The 15,315-nt window shown below is 63.4% G+C and carries 13 protein-coding genes; 7 read left to right on the forward strand and 6 right to left on the reverse strand.

Features of this window, described 5'->3' with window-relative positions; all coding sequences use genetic code 11:
- Positions 1 to 9: 9 nt before the first annotated feature.
- Both AWB74_RS20580 and AWB74_RS20585 read left to right on the forward strand, forming a co-directional pair.
- A complete protein-coding gene (locus AWB74_RS20580; RefSeq protein WP_061148669.1) occupies positions 10 to 1,425 on the forward strand; it encodes a cation:dicarboxylate symporter family transporter in 1,416 nt (471 codons plus the stop codon).
- A gap of 50 nt (positions 1,426 to 1,475) precedes the next feature.
- Positions 1,476 to 2,873 (forward strand): class II fumarate hydratase, encoded by a 1,398-nt coding sequence (locus tag AWB74_RS20585; RefSeq protein ID WP_061148591.1) that lies wholly within the window; start codon positions 1,476 to 1,478, stop codon positions 2,871 to 2,873.
- A 65-nt stretch (positions 2,874 to 2,938) separates the two neighbouring features.
- Here the strand turns inward: AWB74_RS20585 and AWB74_RS20590 are convergent, their stop codons facing one another.
- Both AWB74_RS20590 and AWB74_RS20595 read right to left on the reverse strand, forming a co-directional pair.
- On the reverse strand, positions 2,939 to 5,146 hold the full coding sequence (locus AWB74_RS20590) for a TonB-dependent receptor (RefSeq protein ID WP_061148592.1): 2,208 nt from the start codon (positions 5,144 to 5,146) through the stop codon (positions 2,939 to 2,941).
- Between the two features lie 259 nt (positions 5,147 to 5,405).
- Entirely contained in the window at positions 5,406 to 6,629 is a 1,224-nt protein-coding gene (locus AWB74_RS20595; RefSeq protein WP_061148593.1) for a PepSY-associated TM helix domain-containing protein, read from the reverse strand.
- Between the two features lie 308 nt (positions 6,630 to 6,937).
- On the opposite strand from AWB74_RS20595, the gene AWB74_RS20600 reads away from it, so the two are divergent.
- Positions 6,938 to 7,861, forward strand: coding sequence for a sterol desaturase family protein (locus tag AWB74_RS20600; protein ID WP_200822005.1), 924 nt, complete (start codon positions 6,938 to 6,940; stop codon positions 7,859 to 7,861).
- Positions 7,862 to 7,912: 51 nt separating this feature from the next.
- Here the strand turns inward: AWB74_RS20600 and AWB74_RS20605 are convergent, their stop codons facing one another.
- Positions 7,913 to 9,490, reverse strand: coding sequence for an MFS transporter (locus tag AWB74_RS20605; RefSeq protein ID WP_061148671.1), 1,578 nt, complete (start codon positions 9,488 to 9,490; stop codon positions 7,913 to 7,915).
- A 154-nt stretch (positions 9,491 to 9,644) separates the two neighbouring features.
- On the opposite strand from AWB74_RS20605, the gene AWB74_RS20610 reads away from it, so the two are divergent.
- The 3 genes from AWB74_RS20610 to AWB74_RS20620 all read left to right on the forward strand — a co-directional run bounded on the left by AWB74_RS20610 (position 9,645) and on the right by AWB74_RS20620 (position 11,578).
- On the forward strand, positions 9,645 to 10,139 hold the full coding sequence (locus AWB74_RS20610; protein ID WP_061148594.1) for a hypothetical protein: 495 nt from the start codon (positions 9,645 to 9,647) through the stop codon (positions 10,137 to 10,139).
- A 31-nt stretch (positions 10,140 to 10,170) separates the two neighbouring features.
- On the forward strand, positions 10,171 to 10,797 hold the full coding sequence (locus AWB74_RS20615) for a superoxide dismutase (protein ID WP_061148595.1): 627 nt from the start codon (positions 10,171 to 10,173) through the stop codon (positions 10,795 to 10,797).
- A 73-nt stretch (positions 10,798 to 10,870) separates the two neighbouring features.
- A complete protein-coding gene (locus AWB74_RS20620) occupies positions 10,871 to 11,578 on the forward strand; it encodes a hypothetical protein (RefSeq protein WP_061148596.1) in 708 nt (235 codons plus the stop codon).
- 70 nt (positions 11,579 to 11,648) lie between these two features.
- Here AWB74_RS20620 and AWB74_RS20625 read toward each other — a convergent pair whose 3' ends face one another.
- The gene (locus AWB74_RS20625; protein ID WP_061148672.1) at positions 11,649 to 12,428 is read right to left on the reverse strand and encodes an SDR family NAD(P)-dependent oxidoreductase; all 780 of its coding nucleotides are present in this window, start codon (positions 12,426 to 12,428) and stop codon (positions 11,649 to 11,651) included.
- A 101-nt stretch (positions 12,429 to 12,529) separates the two neighbouring features.
- Here AWB74_RS20625 and gcvA point away from each other — a divergent pair, with 101 nt between their 5' ends.
- Positions 12,530 to 13,450 carry a transcriptional regulator GcvA gene (gcvA, locus tag AWB74_RS20630; protein WP_061148597.1) on the forward strand — a complete coding sequence of 307 codons (921 nt, stop codon included), beginning with the start codon at positions 12,530 to 12,532 and terminating at the stop codon, positions 13,448 to 13,450.
- Positions 13,451 to 13,460: 10 nt separating this feature from the next.
- On the opposite strand, the gene AWB74_RS20635 is transcribed toward gcvA, so the two are convergent.
- Together AWB74_RS20635 and AWB74_RS20640 are read right to left on the reverse strand one after the other, a co-directional pair.
- Positions 13,461 to 14,639 (reverse strand): porin, encoded by a 1,179-nt coding sequence (locus AWB74_RS20635; protein WP_061148598.1) that lies wholly within the window; start codon positions 14,637 to 14,639, stop codon positions 13,461 to 13,463.
- 128 nt (positions 14,640 to 14,767) lie between these two features.
- The gene (locus tag AWB74_RS20640) at positions 14,768 to 15,277 is read right to left on the reverse strand and encodes a hypothetical protein (protein WP_235024637.1); all 510 of its coding nucleotides are present in this window, start codon (positions 15,275 to 15,277) and stop codon (positions 14,768 to 14,770) included.
- Between the last annotated feature and the right edge of the window lie 38 nt (positions 15,278 to 15,315).

Consider the following 15,315-nt stretch of genomic DNA (forward strand, 5'->3'; position numbering starts at 1 on the left):
GAGCATGCGATGCATAACGAACACGCATCACACGACGATGCAACCGTCGCAGTGACCAAGAAGCTGCCGTGGTACCGCAAGCTCGGCATGCAGGTGCTGCTGGCGCTCGTCATCGGCATCGTGGTCGGCTTGTTGTTCCCGAAGTTCGGCGCGCAACTCAAGGTGCTCGGCGATATCTTTCTCGCGCTCATCAAGGCAGGCGTCGCGCCGCTCGTGTTTCTCACGATCGTGCATGGCATCGCGTCGGCGGGCGATGTGAAGAGCGCGGGGCGCGTCGGCTGGCGCTCGATCGTCTACTTCGAAGTCGTCTCGACGATCGCGCTCGCATTCGGCCTGCTCGCGGGCAATCTGCTGCAGACGGGCAAAGCGATGACGTCGGTGACGGTCGGCGCCGTGCCCGCGATGGCGACCAAAGCCGCACCGCAGGGCTTCACCGAGTTCGTCATGCATATCGTGCCGGACAACTTCATCGGGGCGTTTGCTAAGGGTGAGCTGCTGCAAGTCGTCGTGCTCGCGGTGATGGTCGGCATCGGCATTCTCGCGATTCCGGAGGGCCGCCGCGTGCGCATCAACGAAGGGCTCGATCTCATCTCCGAGGTGCTGTTTTCGTTCATCAATCTCGTGATGAAACTCGCGCCCCTCGGCACGCTCGGCGCGATCGCCTTCTCGGTGGGAAGCAACGGCACGGCCGTGCTGATCGCGCTCGCGCAGCTCGTGTTGAGCTTCTATGCGGTGATCGTGCTGTTCATCGTCGTGGTGATGGGCGTGATCGCGAAGCTCGCAGGTTTCAGCCTGTGGCGCTTTCTGCGCTATATCAAGGACGAAATCTTCATCGTGCTCGGCACGGCTTCATCCGAAAGCGCCCTGCCGCGCCTTCTGATCAAGCTCGAACGGCTCGGCTGCGCGAAGCAGACCGTTGGTCTCGTGTTGCCGACCGGCTATGCGTTCAATCTCGACGGTACGTCGATCTTCATGTCGATGGGCGTGATGTTCATCGCTCATGCGTATGGCGTGCCCATCACGCTGGATCATCAGATCGGCATATTGTTGCTGATGCTGCTGACGTCGAAGGGCGCTGCTACGGTATCGGGCGGCTCGTTCGTCGTATTTGCGGCAACGGTGACGTCGACCGGCATTCTCCCCGTCGAAGGCCTTGCGTTGATCTTCGGCGTGTACCGCTTCATGTCGATGGCGATCGCCACTTGCAATACCATTGGCAATAGCCTCGCGACGGTCGTGATCGCCAAGTGGTCGCGCACCTTCGATGAGACCATCGCGGAGCGGCATCTTTATCCCGAGCGCTACCCCGACACCGCACGGGCCGACGAGAACCTCGCCGACGGCAATCTGCTGCCTGAAGATATGAACGATGCCAATCCGCATCCGCACGGCATTCCGCTCAAAGGCGCCCAAAACACGCCTTGATTCGAATGTCAGGTCGCACTCCAATCAATCTTTGAGGCGGGTTACGCGCTATGAGCACACCATCGCGAATCGAGCATGACGCATTCGGTCCCGTCGAGATTCCGTCGGATCGATACTGGGGCGCACAGACGCAGCGCGCGCTCGGTCTCTTCGAAATCGGTGAAGAGCGCTTCCCGACTGTCCTGATACGCGCATTCGGCTTGCAGAAGCTCGCCGCCGCACGCGCCAACGCGCAGTGCGGCGAGCTGGCGCCGGAGCTTGCCACGGCGATCGAGAAGGCCGCGATCGAGCTGCACGAGGGACGATGGGACGACCACTTTCCTCTGACGATCTGGCAGACGGGGTCCGGTACGCAGACCAACATGAACGCCAACGAGGTCATTGCGAACCGCGCGAACGAGTTGCTCGGACAGCCGCTCGGGACGAAGACGCCGGTGCATCCCAACGATCACGTCAACCGGTCGCAATCGTCAAACGACAGCTTTCCCACGGTGATGCACGTGGCAGCCGCAATCGAGGTGAACGGACGTTTGCGGCCGGCGCTCGATGAACTCCGCGCAGCGCTTGCGGAGCGCAGCCAAGCCTTCGCCGATATCGTGAAAGTCGCCCGCACGCATCTGATGGACGCCGTGCCGATGACGATGGGGCAAACGTTCGGCACCTTCGAGCGTCAACTGTCGAATGCGCTGGCCCGCATCGACGATGCGTTGCCCCGGCTCCTGATCCTGCCTCAAGGCGGCACCGCTGCCGGCACGGGACTGAACGCTCCGAAAGGCTTCGACGCATTCTTCTGTGCGACGCTCGCGGAGGCTAGCGGCTTATCGTTCGTCCCAAGCCCCCATAAGTTCGAAGGCATGGCGGCACACGACGCCCTGGTGGAACTGTCGGGCGCATTGAACACGATCGCGACCTCGCTGCTGAAAATCGCGAACGACATACGGCTGCTTGCGTCCGGTCCTCGCTGCGGGCTCGGCGAATTGCTGATTCCCGAAGACGGACTGACTTCTTCGATCATGCCGGGCAAACGCAACCCGACGATTGCCGAAGTTCTCGTGCAGGCGTGTTTCCAGGTCATCGGCAATCACCAGACAATCACCATCGCCAACGCATCCGGCAACTTCGAGCTGAACGTCGCGAAACCCGTGCTCGTCTACAACCTGCTGCAGTCGTTGCGCGTTCTCGCCGATTCCGCCAGCGTCTTTGCGAAGCGCTGTGTCTGCGGCATCGATGTGGATCGCGAACAACTCGCGACGAACGTCGATCGCTCACTGCTCGCTATCACCGCCCTCAATCCGATACTCGGCTACGACCGCGTCGCGCAGATCACGGCAAAGGCGTTGCGCGATCGTGTCACGCCACGCGCGGCAGCGATTGCGCTCGGGTTTCTCGACGGCGATGAATACGACCGGCTGGTCGACCCCGCCGTACTCGCCGCGGGTAAAACCTGAAAGCAAAAACGCCGCGCGCTCCTGTGAACGCGCGGCGCTTGTTTTGTGCCAGTGGCGAGGACCGCTCAGAAATCCGTCGTCATCGACAACAGCAGCGTGCGCGGCGCGCCCTGCGTCAGATAACCGCCGATCGTCGACGACCAGTACGACTTGTTCGCCACGTTCAGCACGCTCGCGCGGAACGTCGTCGGCTTGCCGAACAGCACGGTCGCATAGCGCGCGCCGAGGTCGAAGCGGTCCCATGCGGGAATCGCGAGCGTGTTGGTCACGTTCAGATACTGCGAGCCCGTGTGGATCCAGCGCGCGGTCAGCGTGAGGCCGGTGAGCACCGGCACGTCGTATTCTGCGTTGACGTTGAACATCATCGTCGGCACGCCGATGGGCTTGTTGCCGTCGGTCGCGCCGCTGCCGGTGTCTTCCTGCGTCGCGTGCAGGTAGGTCGCACCCGCGATCAGGCGTACGCCCTTCATCGGCTCGCCGTAAATCGACGCCTCCAGCCCGCGATGCTTCTGCGTCCCGTCCGCGACGAAGACGTTCGCACTGTTCACGAACGTGAGCGGCCGCTCGATCTGGAACGCCGCGAACGACGCGCCGTACTGGCCGTTGTCGTACTTCGCGCCGACTTCCCATTGCTTCGACTTCGCCGGCGGCAGTTGATCGCCGAAGTTCACCGCGGTATTGGGCGCGGCATCGCCGATCGTCAGCGCTTCGCTGCGGTTCGCGAACAGCGCGACGTTTTGCGTCGGCCGGACGACGAGACCGAACACCGGCGTCGTGATCGAATCGTTGTAGTTGCGCGTCTGTGCGCCGGTGTACGCGTAAGTGTTCGACAGCAACTCCTGATGGCGCGCGCCAATGGTGAACAGCACGCGGTCGTTCAGGAAGCCGAGCGTGTCGGACACGGCGATGCTGCGCATCAGATTCAATGCCGTCGTCTGCGGGTCGGCCAGATTGCCGCCCGTCAGGATCGTCGGCGGATACGGCACTTGCGGCGTGTCGTAGAGGCTCGTCGGGAACGAACTGCTGAACGTGAACGCCGACATCGAATCGACCCGCACGATCGATGCGCCTGCCGTCACGAAATGCGACACCGGCCCGGTGTTGAAGTGGCCGCGCACGCCCGCTTCCGCCGACGTGCCGTCTTCCTTGTGCGGCACGCCCAGGCGCGTCGCGGTGGTCGAGCCGTTCGCCTGAATGCTCGGCGACGAGTATTCGCCCTGCTCGTCGGTATGACGTATGCCGCCCGTCACGTAGGCCGTCCAGCCGGGCAGGAAATCGTACTCGGCGCGCAGGATGCCGACCGTGTCCTCGATCGAGCTGAAGCTCCACGTCTGCGCGTAGTTGTACGTGGCCGCCGGCGGACCGGGGATGAAGTTCGCGAAGTCGTTGACGGTCGGGCGGCCGCCGTTGATGCGCTGGCGCTGATACAGGAAATCGCCGTAGAGACGCAGCTTGTCGCCGCGCCAGTCGAGCGAAACGGCCGTCGTGTTGTCGCGGCGGTGTTCGCCGTCGATGCTCGTTTCGCCGTCGTGATTCGCCTGATTCACGCGGATGCCGAACTGCCCTTCGCTGCCGAAGCGCCGGCCGATATCGATATGCGCGCCGATCTCGCCCGATGCCGTGCCGTCGAGCGTCACGCGCGTGAGCGGCTTGTCGTCGGCGCGCTTCAGTTGCAGGTTGATGCCGCCGCCCACCGCCGAGCCATTCGGCGACGCGCCGTTCAGGAACGCATTCGCGCCCTTGAACACGTCGACGCGCGCGAGCGCATCCGTCGCGACGAGCTGGCGCGGCGTGATGCCGTACAGCCCGTTCAGCGAAATATCGTCACCTTGCAGCTCGAAGCCGCGAATCACGTACGTTTCCGAGAAATTGCCGAAACCATACGCAGTACGAACGGACGGATCGTTGGCCAGCACATCGGCGATGGTGCGCGCCTGCTGATCTTCGATCAGCTTCGACGTGTAGGTCGTCATGCTGAACGGCACGTCGAGCATGTTCTGCTGGCCGAGCACGCCGAAATCCGCGCCGCGGGCGACCTGCCCGCCCGCGAACGTCGGCGCGAGATCACCGGGAAGCGGTTCCTTCGATGCCTGAACCTTGACGGCCGGCAACGCGCTGTCCTGCGGCGCGGTGGCGTTGCTATCGGCGGTGTCGGCCGATTGCGCGTGCGCCGACAGGGAAAAGACCATCGCGACAGCGGCGACGATGACGGCGCGATGAGACAGCGCCCGGACAGGCGCAGCCTGCGGGAAAGACGAACGTAAAGCGGACATGGATGCGGAAACTACGATGTTGGTCGATCTTCCGTCCCGGGGCGCGAATGGAATCCGGGCGGCATTGTTCTGAGTCGCGTCACCGTGCGCAAGGAGCGACGTGGTGACGGGCAAGACTGAGTTATGCGCGGATTATAGGTGAATAAGAGTCGTTATCATTCAAGAATCGAAAGAATTTGCACGAACGCAACATCCCACCCGCGTCGGGCGTTCTTGTCGAGCTTTATTCGAGCATGGGCGCGGCTTTCGACTGATTCGCTCAGGATGTGAGCGAGCCTCCGCAGGCCGCGCGGGCGCTCGCAGCCGCCGCAGAATGACGACGCGCCGCGCGCTTTCTGAACCAGATGATGAGACCGGTGGCGCTCAATACCGCGACGGCGATGCCCACCGCGCTCACGAGAATCCGCCCGCCCAGGCCGACGATGCGCCCCGAATGCAGCGGAAATTGCGCCTGCATGAAGATGTCGCCGGCCGAGCCGCGGCCTGGAATGTTCGAGCCCGCGAGCGCGCCCGTCTGGCCGTTGTAGTAGAGCCAGGCGTTGCCGAGACCCATGTCGCCGTGATCGTTGCCGGGCGCGAAGAAGCCGACGCCGTAGGCCTTGAACATCGGCGCGTAGTAGAGCGCGCCCATCGGCTCGGTGAGCTTTTGGCGCTGCGCGTCGCGGGCGGCGGCGGCGAGAATCTGTTCGCGCGTGGCGAGCGGCTTGCCCGGCGGGCCGGCGCGGACGAGTTCCGGGTTGTCGAGGAACGACGGCGAGAGCTTCGAGAACATCGACACGACCGGGCGCATCACGGGCTCGGCGAGATTCATCGAGATCGATGTGAGCGCCATCACGAGCAAGAGACCCCAGATCCACACGCCGCCCGAGCGATGCAGGTCGAACGTGAGCGCGTAGCCGCCGCGCCTGACGCGGAACGCGAACGACTTGCGCCACGCCTTCACGCTCGGAAACGACAGGATCAGCGCGATGCCGCTATCGAGGAACCACATGATTCCGACGATGCCGATCAGCCATGTGCCGACATCGAAGCCGCCGACGATCGGCAGATGCAGCGTGTAATGCAGCTTGTAGAGGAACGGCATGAGGTCGATGCGCGCGAGTGAGAACGCGCCCCACATGCGTTGTGCCTGAACCTGCCCCGTCGCCGGATCGACGGCGATCTGGTTGTACGGCACGTCATAGGGCGCATTCGTCGCCGGATTCGCGCGCGGCATGATCATCATCTGCGCGGTATGCCCCGGCTCGAAGCCGAGCGGCATATACGTCACTTCGACGCGCGGATCGGCGGCCTCGACGCGGCGCGCGAGTTCGAGCGGCGGCAGCGGGGGGCCGTCAGTGCGCGCGTGAAAGAACGCCGGATTGAGGATCTCGTCGATCTCGTGATCCCACGCGATGATCGCGCCAGTGAGACCCGAGACGAACAGAAAGAGCGCGGTCGCGACGCCGAGCCATCGATGCAGGCGAACCAGCACCGGCCTCATGCCCGCAAATTTCCGAAGCAGCCGCCGTGCGCAAACGTAATCATCGTTTCGATGTTATGTAAATAGGAATTGTTCGCATTTTATCGATGTTGATCGCGTTATACAAGGTTTTCGTAAGGCGCTTACCCTTCGCGCGAAACAGACGCCGCCGACACACTTCGACATAACTCGCCCGAAACGCCCGTCCCTTGTGCGACAAGGCTTTGCGGGCGGGCCATGACATTCCATGAAATAGTTTGTGCGTGGTTTTTAACCAGGCCGATCGCCACAATGGGTTCATTCGCAACCACCCACCAAGGCGAACAAACATGGAACTGGAACTGCTCGGAAAAATCTCGCTGTACGCGATGGGCATCGTCCTCACCGCGTCGATGATCGAAGCCGTCGTCCTGCACTTCAAGCACAAGGGCACCGACAAGGCCTTCGACTGGCATGAGACCTGGATCTCGCTCGTCGATCTCGTCGGCCGCAAGCTGCTCACGTTCGTGCCGATCTCGCTCGCGACGCCGGTCTTCAACTTCGCGTGGGAGCATCGCATCCACACGGTCACGTCCAACACCGCGCTCACGATCTTTCTGCTCTTCATCGGACAGGAGTTCTGCTACTACTGGTATCACCGCGCGTCGCACACGATCCGCTTCTTCTGGGCGAATCACGCGGTCCATCATTCGCCGAACCAGCTGACGCTCTCGTCCGCGTACCGGCTCGGCTGGCTGACCAAGATCGCGGGCTCGGCCATCTTCTTCACCCCGCTCGTGTGGTTCGGCGTGAAGCCGGACGTGGTGCTCGCAGTCGTGTCGATCAACCTGCTCTATCAGTTCTGGCTGCATGCGACGTGGATTCCGAAGCTCGGCTGGCTCGAATATGTGTTCAACACGCCGTCGGCGCACCGTGTACACCATGCTTCGAACGCGACGTATCTGGATGCGAACTTCGGCGGCGTGCTGATCATCTTCGACCGCCTGTTCGGCACCTACGTGGAAGAGCGCGCCGAGGAGCCCTGCGTCTACGGTCTCACGACGCCTGTCACCTCGCATAACCCGATCGTCGTCGAGATGGAGCACTGGGTCAGCCTCGTGAAGGACATGTTCAACGCGAAGAGCGTGTCGGATGCAGTCGGCTTCCTGCTGCGCCCTCCGGGCTGGCTGCCGAACGGCGAAGGCAAGACGACCGAAGAGCTGCAAAAGCGCGCGACGCAGGCCATCGAACAACCGGTGCACGCCGGACATTAAGAAGAGCTTCTCAGCGGTGCCTTGAATCCCGATGGCGACATCGGGATTTTTTTATTTGTTGCGACGGATCGTGGCCGCCGCAACGCCCGCCGCGGCGAACGCGCACGCGGCGGACAACAGCGCGACGGCGCGCAGTGCATCGGCGATCGAATCGGCCTGCGCGCGGGCGAGCGGCGTCGCGGGCGCGGACGGGTTTGCATCGGCATCGAGCACATGCATGCCCTGACGCGGCAGATGCAAGCGGTCGAGCCGCGCCGACAAGGCCGCATCGTGCGACCAGACGAACACGATGCCGAGCACGGCGATCGCGAGCAGGCTCGCCACGCGCGCGACCGCGTTGTTGATCCCCGATGCGACGCCCGTGCGCTCGCCCGGCACCGAAGCCATCACGGTCGTCGTCAGCGGCGCGACGGTGATCGTCAGACCGAGCCCGAGCACGACGAGCGCAGGCAGGAAACCCGCCCAATAGCTGCCCGCGACGAACGGCAGCGCGAGCATCGCGAAGCCGATGCCTGCGACGCACGGCCCCGCGATCAGCAGCGTGCGCGCGCCGAAGCGCCCCGTCAGCCCGCCCGTGAAGCGCGACAGCAGGCCGATGATGAGCGGCATCGGCAAAACCGCCGCGCCTGCTTCGGTCGCGTTGTAACCGTACGCGCGAATCAGCGTGAACGGCAGAAAAAACAGCGCGCCGCCGAGCCCGAAATAAAGCAGCAGCGTGACGAGATTGGCGCCGCTGAAATCGCGCGAACGGAAGATGTCGAGCGGGACCATTGGATCGCGCGATGTCGCTTCGATCGCGACGAACGCTGCGAGCAGCACGATGCCCGCGCCGATCATGCCGAGTACGAGCAGATCGGCGAAGCCGCGCGACGGCGCTTCCGTGAGGCCGAACGTGAGCGCCGCCAATCCCGCCGCGGCGGTCGCGGCGCCGGGCCAGTCGAGCGTCTGCGGGGCGTCGGCGTTGTGGCTGTCGGGCACCGATGCGAGCGCCAGCAGGATCGTCGCGGCGGCGAGCGGCAGATTGAGGAAGAAGATCGCGCGCCACGACCAGGCGTCGACGAGCCAGCCGCCCGCCGCCGGCCCGATCGACGACGTGATCGCGCCCACGCCCGCCCATGTGCCGATGGCGCGTCCGCGCGCTTCGCCCTCGAACACCGCGCCGATGATCGCGAGACTGCCCGGCACGAGCAGCGCCGCGCCGATGCCCTGCAACGCGCGCGCCGCGATGAGCCAGCTCATGCCGGGCGCCGCGCCGCACGCCGCCGACGCGACCGTGAAAATGGCGATGCCCGCGATGAACACCTTGCGCCGGCCGAGCTTGTCGCCCATCGAGCCGCCGACGAGAACGAGCGCGCCGAGAAACAGCAGATAGGCGTCGACGACCCATTGCATCGCCGCGATGCTCGCGCCGAGCTCGCGCTGTATCGACGGCAACGCGACATTCACGACGGAGCCGTCGATCATCGCCATGCTCGAGCCGAGGATCGTCGCCGCCAGCGCGAGGCGCTTGCACCGGCACGGACGATCGGTCGCGACGGGCTGCGCGCGGATGACGAGCTCATCGCAAGGGCTCGCCTGCGACGCAACGGCGTGCGCCCGCGTCTGGCTTTCGAGAGGTCGGCTGGCCAAAGTCGCTTCCTTGTTCTTGCGGTGGAAAGCCAAGTAGAACATGCCCACGCAACCAGCGTGGTTGGCAAGCTCAAATGATAATGGTTATCATTAACCAACCCGAGTACGCAGGCCTCCGGTCGACGCAAAGGGCGATGGAACAGGAGCCCTCGCCATGCATCATCGACAGATTGCAGACCTTGCCCCGGATGCGCCGGTCGCGGAAAGCCCGAGCCTGCCGCTATGGGAAACCGCGATGCGGCAAGCCGTAACGGCCGAGCGCGACCGGCAGACCGCGCTGGCACGGGCCGGTTACGAGCGGGCGCTATCGATCGCGCGATGTCTGATCGACGCGCCGCCCGCGGGCCGCACGGACGATTGCCTCGCGGCGCTCGTCGTCTCGTATCACAACTACGCCGATCTGCGCGTCGCCGACGGCGATCCGAACGCGGCCGCCCCGCTGCTGTGCCGCGCGCACGAAACGCTGATCGCGCTGTCTCTCGACGCCGGGCGGCCCATGCCGCTCCGGCGGGCCGCCTTGCATCACAGCCGCGAAACCTATGTCGCGCTGATTCGTCACCTCGCGCGGCACGGGCCGCATCCGCTCATCACGCGAGCCATCGCCGACGCCGACGCCGCGCTTCACGGCACGAGCGCGGCGCGCCACTGAACTCATCCATCGATCCGAAAGGAGATTTCCGATGACTTACGTCCTGCCTCCCCTGCCCTATGCCTACGACGCGCTCGAGCCGCACATCGACGCCCGCACGATGGAGATTCATCACACGAAGCATCATCAGACTTATGTGAACAATCTGAATGCGGCGCTGGAGAAGTCGCCGCATCGGGATGCATCCGTCGAGACGCTGATTGCGCGGATCGACGCGCTGCCCGAAGCGATCCGCCAGCCCGTGCGCAACAACGGCGGCGGGCACGCGAACCATAGTCTTTTCTGGACGATCATGTCGCCCGATGGCGGCGGCGCGCCCAGCGGCGATATCGCCGAGGCCATCGACAAGGACCTCGGCGGCTTCGACGCCTTCAAAGACGCGTTCACGAAAGCCGCGCTGACGCGCTTCGGCAGCGGCTGGGCGTGGCTCAATGTCGACGCGTCGGGCAAGCTCGCGATCGAAAGCACCGGCAATCAGGACAGTCCGCTGATGACGGGCATCGCCTCGGGCAACACGCCGATTCTGGGGCTCGATGTGTGGGAGCACGCGTATTACCTGAAGTACGAGAACCGGCGGCCGGAGTACATCGCGGCGTTTTATAACGTGATCGACTGGGAGGAAGTTGCGCGGCGGTATGCGGTGGCGCGGGGAAACTAGACGATCTCTGCTGTCACGCGCATTTGCGTCACGCGAGTTAAGCTAACCCTTCCGCTCGCATCGGGATGACGCCATGAGTCGAACAGATGGGGTTGCGCAGAGTCTTTGGCTCGCCGATGCGCGCGAAGAAATCGCCGCGGCGCTGCGAACGTCCGACGAAGCCTGGCTTCGCGACATGAGCATGCGCTGGGGATGCCGTCTCGCGATGCTAGTCGCCGATTTCGGCGTGCGCGTGATGCTTCACGAAGAAGGCATCGTCATGAAGGCCGATCCGCCGGCCGACGCGAGCAACCCGCTCATCGACTGCGACGACGGCCTGCCCGATTCGCTCGCGCGCGCCGCCTGGATCAAGCTGTCGAAGTTCGAAGAGCACGCGATCGCCGTTCTCGAGGCGAGCGCGCTCATTCAGGGCGACGCGCAATGCGACGCGTGCCGCGAAACCATCCTCGCGTGGCGTCAGATGCTCATCGCCGCGAACGAATGGCCGAGAGAAGAAGCGGACCCGTACATCAGCCACGCATGCCGGCCGATATTGAAGCAATTCATGAACGTCGCGTCGTGCGCGACGGACGGGCATCAGTTCGAACTCGCACGCGCAGGCGATTACGAAGAAGCGTGGCGCGAGTTCGAGAACTTCTGCGCGAACGAACATGCGGACCCCGTGACCGGATGGGGCCGCAAGTATCGGCATCGGCCGCGCGCGGACATCGAAACGATCACGATGCGCCCGCCGCTGCACCGCGCATACCGTGTCGATACAGGCACGCAATCGGCCGCATGACGATTTGCTTCGCCATACTTATTTTTATTCGCACAATCTGAACTTCTGCACCTGCGTCATAAGCGACCCGTCACGCGTGACGGCCGGCCATCACGCCGCCGTCGACGGGAAGCACCGTGCCCGTGATCCACGCGGCACTGGGCGATGCCAGGAACAGAATTGCTTCGGCGACGTCAGCGGGCTGGCCGTTGCGTCCGAGCGGATGAAACGCGTTGAACGCGGGCAACGTCGCTTTCACCTGATCGTCGGTCATGAAGGTGTTGTAGACAGGCGTCTCCACGACCGCGGGCGCGACCGTATTGATGCGGATGTTCGACGCCGCCAGTTCGATGGCCAAGTTGCGCGTGAGCGCGTGCACACCCGCATTCGCCGCCGAATAAGCGGCTGAAGGCGTCGCGCCTATCGCCTGCAGCGCCCATAGCGAGCCCGTCTGCACGATCGCGCCTGAGCCGCGCTGCTGCATCGCGCGAGCGGCAGCCTGCGCCATGAAGAACTTGCCTTTGAGAATGGTGTCGAGGAACCAGTCGTACTCCGACTCGTTCACGTCGAGGAACGCCTTCGGCCGGAACACGCCCGCGTTGTTGATCAGGATATCGACGCCGCCGAAGGCTTCCGTCGCCAGCGCGACGAGCGCCGATGCGGTCGCGGGCATTGCAATATCGCCCGCGTGATGACGCACCTGCGCGCCGGTCGGATCGATGTCCGCGGCGGCTTGCCGGAGCTTGCCTTCATCGCGTCCGCCGATCACGACATTCGCGCCCGCCTCGACGAGCCGCGCGGCGACTTCTTTGCCGATGCCCGATCCGCCACCGGTGACGATGGCGACTTTGGAAGAAAAACTATGGCTCATGGTGATGCCTCGAATCCGGATCAAAGCGCAGATTTTCGGCAGATTCGAAGGCATTCACAAATGAGATATTCTGTCCATCATTGATAGAAAATCTTTGCGACATGAAACAGCCCGTTTATCTCAACGCGATGCGCGCCTTCGAAGCGAGCGCGCGCCATCAAAGCTTTTCCGCCGCAGCCGATGAACTCAACGTAACGCCAGCGGCGGTCGGTCAACTGGTGCGCGGCCTCGAAGAATGGCTCGGCACGTCCCTCTTCGTTCGTGCGGCGCAAGGCCGCGCGCGGCTCGTGCCGACCGAGGCTGCCGAGCGTGCGCTGCCGGATATCCGCGCGGGCTTCGATCGTCTCGCGCTCGGCCTCGAATGCCTGAAGGAAGCATCGTCGAACGGCGTGCTGACGGTAACGGTCAGCCCCGCTTTCGCGGCCAAATGGCTGTTGCCGCGTATCGAACGTTTTCAGGCCGCGTGCCCCGACACCGACGTGCGCCTCGACACGAGCCTCAAGCTGCTCGATTTTCTCGCTCAAGGCATCGATATCGGCGTGCGCTATGGCGCGGGGACGTGGCCGGGGCTGATCGCCGACAAGCTGATGGACGAAGAGATCTATCCCGTCTGCTCGCCGCAGCTAGCGAAGCGTGCGAAATGGCGCGAGCCGCGCGAACTCGCACGCGAGACGCTGATTCACGATCTTTCCGTCGACAGTCAGGCGGGCTTCGCGTCGTGGAGCGCGTGGCTTGTAAATGCGGGCGTGCAGAAGGCGGCAGTCAGTCGCGGCATGAAGATCAACAATTCTGCCGCCGTGCTGCAGGCCGCGATCGATGGACATGGCATCGCGCTCGCGCGCAGCGTGATGGCGCGCGACGATCTAGCCGCAGGTCGATTGATCCGGCTCTTTCCGGAGATTTTGTTCGCGTCTCCGCTTGCTTATTACGTGGTGTATCGGCCCGATCGCGCGAGCCTGCCACGGCTCGCCGCGTTTCGCGACTGGCTCCTGCGCGAGGCTCGAAAGTCCGCGAAGCAATGAAGCGCGACGCTCAGAAGCGATGCCGCAATCCGACCGTCGCCTCGACCTGATTACTCGTGGACGACGGCGCGGTGACGCCGTTGATCCACGCGACGCCCAACGGCGAACCGCTGCTCGCACTCACGCCCTGCCACACGCCTTGAACATAGACATCGGTGCGCCGCGTGAAGCTGTAGCCGGCCATCGCGCTGACCTGGTTCCAGTGCGGATTGCCGCCGCCCGAAAGCGCGCTCGCGCGCGTGTAGGTATAGGCGGCGGAGAGCTCGACCGCAGGCGTCAGCGCATAACGCAGATTGCCCTCGAAGTTCTGGAAGTGCGTGCTGGCTCCGGTCTGGAACAACTGCGTGAGATTCGTCTGCGTATAAACGAAGCCCGCCACGGCCGGGCCGAATGCATAGTTCACGCCAGCGCCCCACGTCTGTTGACGGCTCGACAGCACGCCCAGAGGAACCGCGTTCGATGTCAGCACGCCTTGCAGCGATGAGCCGCTCGTATCGGTGACGGCGCCGTTCGCGTTGACCTGCGCGGGCGTTTGCGCGTCGCTGTTGAGTTGCAGGAATGCCGCGCCGAAGTTCAGCGGGCCCCACATATACGACATGCCGAGGCTATACGCGCGATTGTTGGAAAAACCGCCGGCCTGATTCGAAAAACCGTACATCGCGCCGAGCTTGAATCCCGCGAAATCCGGGCTTTGATACTTCACCGCGTTATTGATCTGGAACGAATCGTTGAGATTGTCGATATCGAACGGATGCGCGAAATGCGTGCCGCCATATTCGGTGCCGGTCAGCGAGAGCGGCCCGACGAAGTCGACCATATCGTCGGTTTGACGGCCGAACGTGAGCACGCCGTAGTCGCGGCTCGACAAGCCCACATAAGCCTGCCGGTTGAAGATGCGATTGCTCGACGTGTTCTGCCCGTTGTTCAGGTTGAAGCCGTTCTCCAGGTTGAAGATGGCCTTCAGTCCGGCGCCGAGATCTTCCGCGCCGCGCAAGCCCCAGCGGCTGTATTGCACGGGCCCGCTCTTCAGCTCCCAGTTGCTGTGTCCGGCACCCGTCGTGTTGATCTGATTGTTCGTGTAAGTAACGCCCGCGTCGATCAGTCCATAGAGCGTCACGCTGCTTTGCGCATGCGCCGCGCCGGCCAGCGCGAGCATCGTCGTCGCACCGGATATAAGCAACTTGTTCATTTGCCTGGGCTCCATCGATGTCATGAATTGACGCAGCGCGCTTTATCCACTTTATGCGACTGCATCGCCAACCGGCAACTAAAAAAATCACTGCGTGGCTATGAGAAAACAGCAGCGATATGAATCGCTCAAAAGTCGCGTCGCACGGAGAAAGTCATCCCTTTCTCGTGCTCGTGATTCACGCCGAGCTGTGGATTCGCATGGAAGTGCCATTCGTCTTCTGCGCTCGCGATACCGTCCCGCGGCTTTACCGGCGCCGGCACGGAAGTCGGCGATGGCGGCTGCGGTTGAAGCCGGGCGACCTGGCCCAGATCGGGATGAATGCTGTTGTCATACTTCGATAGCGTGACCGCGTCCAGCACGTCCATGCCTCTGAAAAGATAGCGCAGGCGCTGCGGCCTGACCGGGTGCGCGGCCGCGGTCGAGACAATGGCGGGATAAGGAAAGAACAGTACATTCGCCGCAACTCGCGAAATGGGAATCACGCGAGTGTGTTCACTGGCTGATGCGAAGCTGCCGACGAGAAAAGCCACGATGCCGGCAAACCAATATCTTCGGATATTGCGTGTCATCGAATGCCTGAAAGACGCTACTGTCGAGAAAACCTCAGCGTTATTAAAGCATTTTAATTCATTCAACGATGGATTTCCTGGCAATGAAGTGATCGATCGTGCAG

It is taken from the genome of Caballeronia arvi (genome assembly GCF_001544695.2).
Lineage (GTDB): Bacteria > Pseudomonadota > Gammaproteobacteria > Burkholderiales > Burkholderiaceae > Caballeronia > Caballeronia arvi.

Bases quoted from the DNA above. Each gene is read 5' to 3' on its own strand.
- AWB74_RS20610 (WP_061148594.1), top strand. From the start codon at position 9,645: ATGCATCATCGACAGATTGCAGACCTTGCCCCGGATGCGCCGGTCGCG.
- AWB74_RS20635 (WP_061148598.1), bottom strand. From the start codon at position 14,639: ATGAACAAGTTGCTTATATCCGGTGCGACGACGATGCTCGCGCTGGCC.
- AWB74_RS20620 (WP_061148596.1), top strand. From the start codon at position 10,871: ATGAGTCGAACAGATGGGGTTGCGCAGAGTCTTTGGCTCGCCGATGCG.
- AWB74_RS20625 (WP_061148672.1), bottom strand. From the start codon at position 12,428: ATGAGCCATAGTTTTTCTTCCAAAGTCGCCATCGTCACCGGTGGCGGA.
- AWB74_RS20615 (WP_061148595.1), top strand. From the start codon at position 10,171: ATGACTTACGTCCTGCCTCCCCTGCCCTATGCCTACGACGCGCTCGAG.
- AWB74_RS20585 (WP_061148591.1), top strand. From the start codon at position 1,476: ATGAGCACACCATCGCGAATCGAGCATGACGCATTCGGTCCCGTCGAG.
- AWB74_RS20600 (WP_200822005.1), top strand. From the start codon at position 6,938: ATGGAACTGGAACTGCTCGGAAAAATCTCGCTGTACGCGATGGGCATC.
- AWB74_RS20595 (WP_061148593.1), bottom strand. From the start codon at position 6,629: ATGAGGCCGGTGCTGGTTCGCCTGCATCGATGGCTCGGCGTCGCGACC.
- AWB74_RS20590 (WP_061148592.1), bottom strand. From the start codon at position 5,146: ATGTCCGCTTTACGTTCGTCTTTCCCGCAGGCTGCGCCTGTCCGGGCG.
- gcvA (WP_061148597.1), top strand. From the start codon at position 12,530: ATGAAACAGCCCGTTTATCTCAACGCGATGCGCGCCTTCGAAGCGAGC.
- AWB74_RS20580 (WP_061148669.1), top strand. From the start codon at position 10: ATGCATAACGAACACGCATCACACGACGATGCAACCGTCGCAGTGACC.